At 62.6% G+C, this 12,272-nt stretch carries 9 protein-coding genes; 4 read left to right on the top strand and 5 right to left on the bottom strand.

Going from position 1 to position 12,272, the window contains the following annotated elements; translation table 11 throughout:
- Window positions 1-218 precede the first annotated feature (218 nt).
- Window positions 219-650: a zinc ribbon domain-containing protein gene (locus DWW51_RS03850; RefSeq protein ID WP_035138069.1), complete on the bottom strand. Its 432-nt coding sequence runs from the start codon at window positions 648-650 to the stop codon at window positions 219-221.
- 404 nt (window positions 651-1,054) lie between these two features.
- Here DWW51_RS03850 and DWW51_RS03855 point away from each other — a divergent pair, with 404 nt between their 5' ends.
- The 4 genes from DWW51_RS03855 (at window position 1,055) to DWW51_RS03870 (ending at window position 5,519) form a co-directional block, all read left to right on the top strand.
- Window positions 1,055-2,509, top strand: a complete 1,455-nt coding sequence (locus DWW51_RS03855; RefSeq protein ID WP_117773592.1) for an NAD(P)/FAD-dependent oxidoreductase — start codon at window positions 1,055-1,057, stop codon at window positions 2,507-2,509.
- Window positions 2,510-2,525: 16 nt separating this feature from the next.
- Window positions 2,526-3,863, top strand: a complete 1,338-nt coding sequence (locus DWW51_RS03860) for an NAD(P)/FAD-dependent oxidoreductase (RefSeq protein ID WP_369832561.1) — start codon at window positions 2,526-2,528, stop codon at window positions 3,861-3,863.
- Between the two features lie 4 nt (window positions 3,864-3,867).
- Complete coding sequence (locus DWW51_RS03865) at window positions 3,868-4,266, top strand: DUF1667 domain-containing protein (protein ID WP_117773594.1); 399 nt, start codon at window positions 3,868-3,870, stop codon at window positions 4,264-4,266.
- 164 nt (window positions 4,267-4,430) lie between these two features.
- Entirely contained in the window at window positions 4,431-5,519 is a 1,089-nt protein-coding gene (locus DWW51_RS03870; protein WP_117773595.1) for a Xaa-Pro peptidase family protein, read from the top strand.
- Window positions 5,520-5,624: 105 nt separating this feature from the next.
- Here the strand turns inward: DWW51_RS03870 and DWW51_RS03875 are convergent, their stop codons facing one another.
- The 4 genes from DWW51_RS03875 to DWW51_RS03890 form a co-directional block, all read right to left on the bottom strand.
- A complete protein-coding gene (locus tag DWW51_RS03875; protein ID WP_117773596.1) occupies window positions 5,625-6,968 on the bottom strand; it encodes a folylpolyglutamate synthase/dihydrofolate synthase family protein in 1,344 nt (447 codons plus the stop codon).
- A gap of 280 nt (window positions 6,969-7,248) precedes the next feature.
- A complete protein-coding gene (locus tag DWW51_RS03880) occupies window positions 7,249-9,945 on the bottom strand; it encodes a valine--tRNA ligase (protein ID WP_117773597.1) in 2,697 nt (898 codons plus the stop codon).
- A 287-nt stretch (window positions 9,946-10,232) separates the two neighbouring features.
- Window positions 10,233-11,639 (bottom strand): ATP-dependent Clp protease ATP-binding subunit ClpX, encoded by a 1,407-nt coding sequence (clpX, locus tag DWW51_RS03885; protein ID WP_117773598.1) that lies wholly within the window; start codon window positions 11,637-11,639, stop codon window positions 10,233-10,235.
- Between the two features lies 1 nt (window position 11,640).
- Window positions 11,641-12,261, bottom strand: coding sequence for an ATP-dependent Clp protease proteolytic subunit (locus DWW51_RS03890; RefSeq protein WP_022095182.1), 621 nt, complete (start codon window positions 12,259-12,261; stop codon window positions 11,641-11,643).
- Window positions 12,262-12,272: the final 11 nt, after the last annotated feature.

Below are 12,272 nucleotides of genomic sequence, written 5' to 3' on the forward strand. Positions count from 1 at the left end.
TTCTCCTCTCGGATGCCTGATGCAAGTGCGTGCGATGCGCTCGGCGTTTTTGACTTGCATCATTATAGGCAGGTTGCCTTGGTATACAAGCGCCCGCCGCACCTTAATGGCACGGCGGGCGATTTTCTACGCATGCTTCATCGTGTGGGGGCGGGGCTGCGGGGCGCGCGTGGCTTGCAGCGTGCCCGTGGCTTGCGGCCGGCCCGGCGATGGATGCGTTACTGAATGCGAGTTCGGCAGTAGGGGCAGACCTTCCAGTGCGCGTCGAGTGGGCGATGGCAGCTGGGGCACACGTTGCGAACCTGGGTGTCGCACACCGGGCAGACCACAAAGTCCTTCTCGATGGGGGCACCGCACTGCGGGCAGGTGCCGTACTGGGCAAGCTGGCGCTCGCGCAGGGCCATGTCCAGCTCCTGCTCCTCGCGGTCGGCCGCATAGGAGTGCGGGCGCAGGACCAAGTAGGCGATGAGGCCTACAAACGGGATGAGGGCGATGATGCCCCATGCCACGTAAGCGCTGGCGCCGCGGCGGCGAGCGTCGATAAACACATAGACGACCGACAGCACATAGAGGGCGATGATAAAGCCAACGAAGGCATAGACGACGCCCATAAGCTGCGGCGACATGAGCTCGGAGATGTACTTGGACATTACGGGTACCTTTCGGAATATTAACAGTCCGGTCAAGTTTACCACGGGGTTTGTTTATATGGGACCACGGCTAGGGGCGGCGCCGGCGCGGACACAAACATCTCAATCTGTAACAGGTGGGAGCGGAATCCGGGTCTAGGTGTTACAGATCGAGACACAGGGGTCCCTCCCCGACTTCAATCTCGATCTGTAACATCTTGGGCCCCAAACCCCTCTTACTGTTACAGATCGAGACGAACGGTTTCCATAGTTGTCGGCAGACGAGGTTGTCGACGTTACCGGGTCTCACCTCGTCTGCCGTTGGCGGGTGTTGCGGGGCTGTTCGCCGCATTGACGCCGCTCTGGGGACGCGCAGACCGTAGGATAGTCTTATTGACAGCCTGTCAACTTGTCTGGGAGGCGCTGTGACAGAAACGTTTGATATCGCGATTGTCGGCGCGGGCATCACCGGATGCGCCATCGCGCGGCAGCTCGCGCGCTATGACCTGTCCATTTGCGTGGTCGAGGCGGCTAACGATATTGCGCTGGGCGCGTCGAAGGCCAACGGCGGCCTGGTGCACGCCGGCTACGATCCGGCGCCGGGCACCGTAAAGGCGCAGGTCAACGCCCGTGGCTGCGAGTTGTACGGTACGTGGGCGCAGGAGCTGGGCTTTCTGTTCCGCCGCACCGGGTCGATGGTGCTGGGGTTTAACGACGAAGACCGGACGCATCTGGAGCAGCTGCGGTGCAACGGCCTTGCCAACGGTGTGCCCGAGCTGTCGATCGTCGGACCCGACCGCATCCACGAATTAGAGCCGCGCGCCAGTGCCCAGGCCACGTGCGCGCTATGGTGCCCTTCGACCGGTTACGTTGACCCGTTTGAGGTTGCCATCGCCGCGCTGGAGAACGCCGTGGCCAACGGGGTGACGTTTATGCGGTCTGCGCCGGTGGAAGCGATTGAAGTTGCGGGCTCGGGCGACGACGCGCGCTTTACGTTGGCGACGCCCGCCGGAGACGTGCGCTGCCGCTACCTGATCAACGCCGCGGGCAACGGCGCCGCCGACATCTCGCATATGGTGGGCGCCGAGGAGTTCCAGATGGTCTGGCGTCAGGGCAACATCGTGGTGCTGGATAAGGAACCGCGCACGCTCATGCCGCTCTACCCTGTTCCCACGCCAGTGTCCAAGGGCGTTATCGTCACGGGTACCGTACATGGCAACACCGTGATTACCGCGACGGCTGCCGTGCGCAAGCCAGGCGACACGCAGACCTACGCGACCGATGTCAACGCGCTCCTGACCGGTGTGCACAAGCTGGTGCCCGATCTGGACACGCGTCGCGTGGTGCGCGCGTTTGCCGGCGGACGTCCGGTCATTAAGGGAACGAACGACTTTCTTATTGGGCAGTCCGCCGTGGTGCCAGGCCTATTCCAGGCGGCGGGCATTCAGTCGCCGGGCGTGGCGAGCGCGCCAGCCATCGCAGAGCGCATGGAGCAGATCTTGCGCGATGCCGGTGTTGCCCTGCACGAGCGGCCCGACTGGGATCCCGTCCGCCGCGCGCCGGACGACTTCGACCGTGCGCCACTTGTGCGCAAGGAGGAGCTCATCAAGTCCGACCCTGCATGGGGACAGATCGTCTGCCGCTGCGAAACAGTGCCCGTGGCCGAGATTGTTGCCGCGATTCGACGCCGCCCAGGTGCGGTTTCGGTCGAGGGCGTCAAGCGCCGCTGCCGCGCCGGCATGGGCCGCTGCCAGAGCGGCTTTTGCCAGAGCCGCGTGGTGGCGATTCTAGCCCGCGAGCTGGGCTGCGACCCCAGCGAGGTGCTGCTGGAGGACACTGGCTCGTGGCTGGTTGAGGGACCGCTGAAGGGGGTGCGCTAGGATGGCAACGCTTGATATGCGCGACGAACGCGCAGAGGCAGGAGCCGTAGCGTCGGTGTCGACGCAGGCATTCGACGTGGTCGTTATCGGTGGCGGGCCCGCCGGCATGGCGGCCGCGCTTTCGGCGCATAAGGCCGGCGCGCGCGTGGCCATCGTGGAGCGCGAGCAGCACTTAGGCGGCATCCTGCGCCAGTGCATCCACCCCGGCTTTGGCCTTTCGCACTTTAAGCAGGAGCTCACCGGCCCCGAGTACGCACAGCGCTTTATCGACCAGGTGCGCGCGATCGACATCGCGCTGTTCTTGAATAGCATGGTGCTTGGGATTGATTCGGACGAGTCCACGGAAGACGCCGCGGCCCACACCGTCACGCTCATGAGCCCCACCGGCATGCTGCAGCTCACCGGGCGCGCGGTCGTCCTTGCCATGGGTTGCCGCGAGCGCACCCGTAGCGAGATCAAGATTCCCGGCAGCCGACCCGCCGGCGTGTTTACGGCCGGCCTGGCGCAGCGATACATCAATATCGAGAACCTCAAACCCGGCTCGCGCGCCGTCATTTTGGGCTCGGGTGACATCGGGCTCATCATGGCACGCCGCTGCACGCTCGAGGGGATTTCCGTCGAGGGCGTGTACGAGCTTATGCCGTACGCCAACGGTCTGCGCCGCAATGTTAAGAACTGCCTGGACGACTTTGGCATTCCGCTGCACCTGTCCACCACCGTCACGCGCGTGATCGGGCACGACCGCGTGGAAGCCGTCGAGGTGAGCCAGGTCGACGAGCGCCTAGCGCCCATTCCGGGGACCGAGCGCGTTGTTCCGTGTGACACACTGCTGCTTTCGGTGGGCCTGATTCCCGAGAACGAGCTTTCGGTTGCCGCGGGCGTAGAGCTTGACCCGCGCACGCGCGGCGCCGTGGTGGACCAGAGCCTGCTGACGGTCGTGCCGGGCATCTTTGCCTGCGGCAACGTGCTGCACGTGCACGACCTAGCCGACAACGTAACGAGCGAATCCGAGAGGGCTGGCGCAGCTGCAGCGGCGTACGCGCTGGGGACCGGCGCAGGCGCTGTTCCGGACTGCGAGTTCACCGTCTCCCCTGCCGGCATAGCGGGATACGCGCTGCCGGGACGCATTACGGCTGTGGCACTCACCAAGCTCAACTTCCGCGTGCGCCGACCGGTCGACGCCGCCCGCGTGCGCATTCTGGCAGGCGACGAGGAGCTGTTTGCAGGCAAGGTCCGCCCGTTTAAACCGAGCGTAATGGAGAGCTTCCCACTACCGGCAAAGGTAATTCAGCGCGCACTCGACCTGGGTGTTAACGAGATTGTCCTGTCCGTCGACCCCGTTGAGGAGGCGTAGAGTCATGAGCACAAACGCGATTGAAACGCTGCAGTTCAACTGCACCACCTGCCCATCCGAGTGCCTCCTGACCGTGGAGGTCGAGCGCAGCGCAGACGGCGCCGTGGTAGAGGTGCGCTCCGTAACCGGCAACAGCTGTCCGCGTGGCGATAAGTTCGCGCATCAGGAGCTCACCTGCCCCATGCGCGTGCTCACGACGACCGTGGCCGTCTCCGGCGGCGACGAAGCCCTGCTCCCCGTGCGCACGGCCGAAGCCATCCCGCTGGCACTCCACGCCCAAGCCATGGCCCTCATCCGAGGTCTAGTCGTCAACGCCCCCATCCGCATGGGCGACGTCGTGCTGGAAGATCTTCTCGGCACCAACATTGACCTAGTCGCCAGCATGGACATCGACCCCGCCTAAGCAGCTAATTTAGGACGGGGCTCTTTTGGCTACCTTACTTGCCCAATCATCCCAGATAAACCATGTCAAGGCCGAGGAGTGTCCCAAGGTGCCAGCATAAAAAGGAACGTCCCTATGTGCCGGGCTTGGGATACCATGGTGGCAGCCTAGCGAAAGGATGTTTCATGGCACATGTCGATGACCAGCGTGTGGCGCGCGTGCTCGATGCGCTCGAGGCTCAGCACCCCGGCGCGCAGCTCCTCGTAAACGACCCGTGGTCGATCTATTACCTGACCGGCTTTTATGCCGATATGTTCGAGCGTTTTTGTGGCGTGCTGCTCACGCGCGGTGCCGAGCCGGTGATTCTGGTCAACGCGCTGCATCAGCTGCCCGAGTACGACAATGCCCGCGTTGCCTACCACACCGATACTGATATCGTGACCGATGCCATCGCGCGCGAGGTCGATCCGACCAAACCGCTCGGCGTCGACACCGTCATGCGCTCCGGCTTTTTGATGCCGCTTATGGAGCGCCACGCCGCAAGCGAGTTTTTCCTGGGTGACTTTGCCGTCACCGCCGCACGCACCCACAAGGATGCCGCCGAGCAGGAGCTTATGCGCATGTCCTCGGCAGCCAACGACACCGTGATGGCCGACGCGATCAAGCTCGTCCACGAAGGCGTGACGGAGCGCGAGATTGCCGACCAGATGCTCGGCCTGTATCGCAAGCATGGCTGCGAGAGCTTTAGCTTTCCGCCCATCGTGAGCTTTGGCGCCAACGCCGGCGACCCGCACCACGAGCCCGACGACACCGTACTCAAGCGCGGCGACGTGGTGCTGTTCGACATCGGCGGGCGGCATCGCAACTATTGCTCGGACATGACGCGCACGTTCTTTTGGGGCGAGCCAGACGAAGAGACGGCGCGCATCCACGATATCGTGCGCCGCGCCAACGAGGCCGCCGAGGCTCTCATCGCACCGGGCGTGCGCATGTGCGACCTGGACCGTGCCGCGCGCGACGTGATTGAGGACGCGGGCTACGGCAAATACTTTACGCATCGCCTGGGTCACTCGATTGGCCTGCAGGACCACGAGCCGGGCGACGTCTCGCTGGTCAACGAGCAGGTCGTAGAGCCAGGCATGACGTTCTCAATCGAGCCGGGCATCTACCTCCCCGGGCGCACCGGCGTCCGCATCGAGGACTTGGCCCTGGTGACCGAGTCCGGCGTCGAGATTCTCAACGCCTACCCCCACGATCCGGTCCGCCTAGACTAGGCACGCCACCAAAGCTCCCCTAGAAGTTGCGGTGGAATACGGACTGTTTAAGGCTTCTAGCCCATAAAACAGTCCCTATTTCACCGCAACTGATGAGGGGATGGGTTAGCGCAGCAAGCCTGCCACTTCGCCGGCTAGGGTAATGGTGCCGGCTGCTACGAAGGGCTCGCCCGCGGCCTCGAAAGCTGCGAGGGCCTCGGATACGCTGGGGTACACGCCCGCGAGCTTGTCAGCGTCCACAAGGGCGGCGAGCTCCTCTGCCGGCAGGGCGCGATCGGAATCGGTCTGCGTCACGACCACACGGGGGAAGGCCGGAATCAGCACGTCGACGATGCCAGCCACGTCCTTGTCGGCCAGCGCGGCACACAGCAACGTGGGGCGGTTCTCCACGCACGGATCGATCTCGTCCAGCGCGCTCACAAAGTTCTCGCAGCTCTGAGGGTTATGGCAGGCGTCAATCAGCTTAAGCGGATCAGTTCCCAGCACATCAAATCGGCCCGGCGTGGGGCAGCCCATAAGCGACGCATCGAGCTTGTCATGATCGAGCTCGCGACCCAGATACCCCTCGCACAGCATAATCGCGCACGCGGCATTCTGCGGCTGATAGGCCGGCTTGACCATGCTCGACGTATAGATCGCACGCGGCGTGGTGCAGCTAAACTCAACCGTATTGCCCACGTGCTCCGGCACTTTGGTCGTGGCATGGTTCACTACGAGCGGCACAATGCCGCACTCGCGACAACGTGCATCCATCACGCGCTGAACACTTGCCTCATGCGTACCCTCGCCCAAAACAACCAGGCGCCCAGGCTTAATAACCGCAGCCTTCTCCACCGCAATGGCCTCGAGCGTATCTCCCAGAATGCGTGTATGGTCGAGCCCGATGCCCGTAATGGCAACGGCGACGGGATCGGTCGCACTCGTGGCGTCCCAGCGTCCGCCCATGCCGACCTCGAGCACAGCAACATCCACCGCGGCCTCGGCAAACACGACAAGTGCGGCAGCCGTCAGCAGATCAAACGGCGTGATGGCATAGGCACGCTCCCCCGCCGCCACACGACGGGCATTCACGCGATGTCCCGCCTCAACAGCGGCGGAAACGCCACGGGCAAAGGCCTCATCGCTCACGACGCGCCCATCGACCTCCATGCGCTCGGGATAGCGCACCAGCTGCGGCGACGTATACAGCGCGGTCTTTAACCCCTCACCACGCAAGATAGCAGCCGAAAAACGCGTGGTCGAAGTCTTGCCATTGGTACCGGCAACCTGAATGCAATCGAAATACTCATCCGGACGTCCCAGCTCATCGAGCATATCGACAACCGTCTCGAGCAGAGGACCAGCATCCCCAGAAATCCGCCCCGTATCAGCAGCAAGTCCCACAGCCTCATCAAACGAAAGCAGCTCAAACGAGAAAGGAACGACATACGACCCCGAACGCTTAGCCATAACCCAAAGTCCCCCATAACAGAAAAAGAGGCCCATCAAAAAGAATGAGCCCCTCACGTTGACAATATCAGCCTTTACCCGCTTGCAGCGAGATCAAGGCCACAACCCAGTGGCCCTAACACGCCAGATGCAAACAACAACGTAAACGAACTAGGAGCGGCCCGATGCTTTGCTCGCCGCAAGTTCCGCACGCAAAGGACAGCACTTAATGTGCTGTCCGTCTTGCGCAGGACTGTCCGCAGCGGAGAGCAAAGCATCGGGACGCGCCCCCGAGTGAACCTTACGAGAAGTCAGCAACCTGAGCAGTCAGCGCCGCCAGGATCTCCTTGAGCTCAGCTGCACGGTCCCTCTTCTTCTGCACCACCGCGGGCGCGGCCTTGGCCACAAAGCCCTCGTTGGCAAGGGTCTTCTCGCAGCCGGCAAGCTCCTTCTGAGCCGTGGCGATCTCCTTCTCCAGGCGCGCCTTCTCGGCCGAAAGATCAACCTTGCCCTCGAGCACCACAAAAACCTCGACGCCGCTGTCGACCACGGCAATGCTCGCAGCCGGCTTCTCAACGTCGGTACCCATGACCAGCGAAGCGGTGTTGGCCAGCGGCTCAATGGTCGAGCGCAGGCTCTCGAGCTTCTCAATGTCCTCGGAGCCGGCGCGCACGACCACGTCGAGCTCGGCCTTGGGGCTCAAGCGGTAACGCGAACGGGTAGCGCGGGCAGCAGACACGACGGTGCGGCACAGCTCAAACGCACGCTCGGCGTCCTCATCCACGTACTTAGCATAGTCGGCGGGCTCGGGCCACTTGGCGATCATGAGCGCCTCGGCGCGGTTCACGTTGCCCTCGGCGTCCAGATCGAGCACGCTCGCCGGCATGTTGTCCCAGATCTCCTCGGTGACAAACGGCATGAGCGGGTGCATCAGGCGAATGGAGGTGTCGAGCACAAAGATCAGGTTGCGCTGCGCCTGCAGACGACCCTCGCCCTTCAGGCGGGACTTGGTGACCTCGACGTACCAGTCGCAGACCTCGTTCCAGAAGAACTGCTGCACGCCACGGGCCATGTCGCCAAAGGTGTAGTTCTCAATGCCCTCGGTGACCATCTTCACGGCCTTGGCCAGGCGGCTGAACATCCAGGCGTCGGCCGGCGTCTCCACAACGGGCTCGCCGGGCGTATAGCCCTCCATGTTCATAAGCAGGAAGCGGCTGGCGTTCCAGATCTTGGTCACAAACGACTTGGCCTGGTCGGTACGCGGGCTGTCGATGAGCTTCTTGGTCTTCTTATCGATGTTCGCGTCGAACTTGACGTCCTGGTTGTTGGTGCACAGTGTGAGCAGGTTGTAACGCATGGCATCGGCACCGTACATGCCAATGAGGTCCATAGGGTCAACACCGTTGCCCTTGGACTTGGACATGCGGCTGCCGTCCTTGGCAAGGATCGTCGGGTAGATGACGACGTCCTTAAACGGCACCTCGTCCAGGAAGTACAGCGAGCTCATGACCATGCGGGCGACCCACAGCGCAATGATGTCACGCGCGGTGACGAGCGCCGTCGTGGGGTGATGGCCCTCGAGCAGCTCCGGCTTTTGCGGCCAGCCCTGCGTGGCGAAGGTCCACAGCTGCGAGCTGAACCAAGTGTCCAGCACGTTCTCGTCCTGATGCACGTGATGACCGCCGCACTTGGGGCACACGTCGGTGTCCTCGGTGAGGGCGTCCTCCCAGCCGCAGTCCTCGCAGTAGAACACGGGGATGCGGTGGCCCCACCACAGCTGACGGCTGATGCACCAGTCCTTGAGGTTCTCCATCCAGGTGGTGTAGGTCTGCGTCCAGCGCGCGGGGTGGAAGGTCACCTTGCCGGAGTTTACGGCGTCGAGCGCCGGCCCCTTGAGCTTGTCGACGGCCACAAACCACTGCTCGGACAGCCACGGCTCCAGGGCGGAGTCGCAACGGTAGCAGTGCATGACGGAGTGATCGAGGTCCTCGACGTGATCGAGCAGGTCGTGCTCCTCGAACCACTTGATGACGGCCTCGCGGCACTCGTCGCGGTTCATGCCGGTGAACTCGCCGTAACCCTCGACGACCACCGCGTGCTCGTCGAAGATGTTGATCTGCGGCAGGTCGTGCGCCTGACCCATGGCGTAGTCGTTGGGGTCGTGGGCCGGGGTGACCTTAACAAAGCCGGAGCCAAAGTTGGCATCGACGTGCCAATCCTCAAAGATGGGGATCTCGCGGTTGACAATCGGCAGCATGACGGTCTTGCCCACGAAGGCAGCCTTCTCGGGGTCCTTCGGGGAGACGGCGACACCCGTGTCGCCGAGCATGGTCTCGGGGCGCGTGGTGGCGACGACGATGTAGTCCTGGCCGTTGACCGGCTCGGTCAGCGGGTAGCGCAGGTGCCACAGATGGCCCTTCTCGTCCTTGTACTCAGCCTCGTCGTCCGAGATAGCGGTAGTGCAGTTGGGGCACCAGTTGACGATGCGCTTGCCGCGGTAGATCAGGCCGTCGTGGTACCAGTCGCAGAAGACCTTACGCACGGCCTGGGCATAGTCCTCGTCCATGGTGAAGCGCTCGTTGTCGAAGTCGACGGAGCAGCCCATGCGCTTAATCTGCTCGACGATGATGCCGCCGTACTCGTGAGTCCAGTCCCAGCAGGCGTCGACAAACTTATCGCGGCCGATCTCCAAGCGGCTGATGCCCTCGCTCTTGAGCTTCTTATCGACCTTGGTCTGCGTAGCGATACCGGCGTGGTCGGTGCCCAGCACCCAGCGCGTGGACTTGCCGCGCATACGGGCCATACGGATGATGGCGTCCTGGATGGAGTCGTCGGTAGCGTGACCCATATGGAGCTTGCCGGTCACGTTGGGAGGCGGAATGGTGACGGTGCAATCGCCCACGCCCTCACGGCGCTTGTAGTAGCCGCCGTCAAGCCACTTCTGCAGGATCGCCGGCTCATTGGTCGACGGATCGTAATTCTTGGGCATCTCTTCCATATATCTCTCCCTGTCCCGCCGGGGAGGAATGTCGGCCCGATTTTCGCTCGGTCAAGTCCTGGCTCGCTCGAAGAGCACATTTAGTGCTCTTCGGCTCGTGCGGGATCTACGAAAATCGGGCCGACATTCCTCCCCTTAGGTTTCGATTACTTCAGTCTGAATGGACTTTGCTGAGACTTTAAACAAACACACAGAATAACACAGGTAGTTAGGGTTATTGCGTATATATAAAATAGCCTCCGACCGCGGATGGTCGGAGGCTATTTGCAAGCACGTTTTTGGCTGGTTTACCCGTAGATGCGTTGGGGCTGTTCTTCGCCCTTAACCGCCGCTTCGGTCACGATGACCTTGGCGACACCCTCCTCGCTGGGGAGGTCGAACATCGTCTGCTGAAGCACGTCCTCGCAGATGGAACGCAGGCCGCGGGCGCCGGTCTTGCGGGCGAGCGCCATACGGGCGATCTCGTGAAGGGCCGCGGCCTCAAACTCAAGCTCAACGTCCTCGAGCTGGAACATCTTGCGGTACTGACGCACCACGGCGTTCTTGGGCTCGGTCAGAATCGACACCAGGTCGTCCTCGTCGAGCGCCTGCGTCTGGGTGACAACGGGCGTACGGCCCACGAACTCGGGGATCATGCCAAAGGCGTTGAGGTCCTGCGGGAGCACCTGACGCAGCAGGTCGTTCTCGTCGACCGAGGTGGGGCCGGCGATCTCGGAGTTAAAGCCCACGCCCTTGTTGCCCACGCGGTCGGCGATGATCTTGTCCAGACCCACAAAGGCACCGCCGCAGATAAACAGGATGTTAGTCGTGTCGATCTGCAGCAGCTCCTGCTGGGGATGCTTGCGGCCACCGGTAGGCGGAACGCTGGCCACCGTGCCCTCAAGAATCTTAAGCAGCGCCTGCTGCACACCCTCGCCCGAGACATCGCGGGTAATGGAGAGGTTCTCGGCCTTGCGGGCAATCTTGTCAATCTCGTCCACGTAGATAATGCCCACCTGAGCGCGCTCAATGTCGCCATCGGCAGCATTGATGAGCTTGAGCAGGATGTTCTCCACGTCCTCGCCAACGTAACCAGCCTCGGTGAGCGCGGTGGCATCGGCGATGGCAAACGGCACCTCGAGGATGCGCGCGAGCGTCTGGGCCAGCAGCGTCTTGCCGGTACCGGTGGGACCGAGCAGCAGGATGTTGGACTTGGCGAGCTCCACCTCGTCCATGTCATCGTCAAGCTGCGAGTCCAAACCGTCGTCAAAGGCCGAAAGCGCAGCACCGCCCTCGATGACGCGGCGGTAATGGTTGTACACGGCAACCGACATGGCGCGCTTGGCGTCCTCTTGGCCCATGACATAAGCCGAAAGCTCGTCATAGATCTCGTGCGGCGTCGGCACGTGCGTGATGACCTGGCGGTCGTCCTCGAGCTCAAAGCCCTCGGCCTCGGGGTCCACGGCGGGCTGGGATGCAGCCTGGCCGTGGTCGTTGAGAAAGCCCGGCAGCTTGCCGTTGCGAGCGGCGTCCATAAAGTCCGAAGCCAGCGACTCCTCCAGAATCTCGGAACAGGCGGCGACGCACTCGTCACAGATAAAGATGTTGGTCGGACCCTTTACGAGGCGACGGACCTGCCCCTGCTCTTTTCCGCAGAAGGAGCAGCGGATGGGGTTGCCATTCTCGTCAAAGTTGTCCTGCATGTTTCCTGCCATCCTAGGCGTCCTTCGCGGCGAGATCGCGCGAGGTGACGATACGGTCGATCAGGCCGTAGTCGAGGGCCTCGGCAGCGGTCAGGTAGTTGTCGCGCTCGGTATCGGCCTGGACCTTCTCGATGGGCTGGCCCGAGGCATCGGACAGGATCTGATTGAGCTCGCGGCGGGTCTTCTTGATCTCCTCGGCAACGATCTCGATCTCGGTCTGCTGGCCCTGGGCACCGCCGCTGGGCTGGTGAATCATGACCTTGGAGTGCGGCAGGCAGAAGCGCTTGCCCTTGGCGCCAGCCGAAAGCAGCACGGCGGCCATGGACGCAGCCATACCGACGCAGATGGTGGAGACCTGCGGCTTGATAAAGTTCATGGTGTCAAGAATCGCCAGGCCAGAGTAAACCTCGCCACCGGGCGAATTGATGTAGAGCGAGATATCCTTCTCGGCATCCTGGCTCTCAAGATGCAGCAGCTGGGCAACGACCAGGTTGGCGCTGACGGAGTTGATCTCCTCGCCCAAGAAGATGATGCGGTCGTTGAGCAGGCGCGAATAGATATCGTAGCTGCGCTCGCCGCGCGGCGTCTGCTCGATAACGTATGGCACGAGGGCGGAATCGAACTTAGCGATCATACGCATCTCCA

Origin of the sequence: Collinsella sp. AF15-51 (genome assembly GCF_003462845.1) — a bacterium.
In the GTDB taxonomy this organism is placed as follows: domain Bacteria; phylum Actinomycetota; class Coriobacteriia; order Coriobacteriales; family Coriobacteriaceae; genus Collinsella.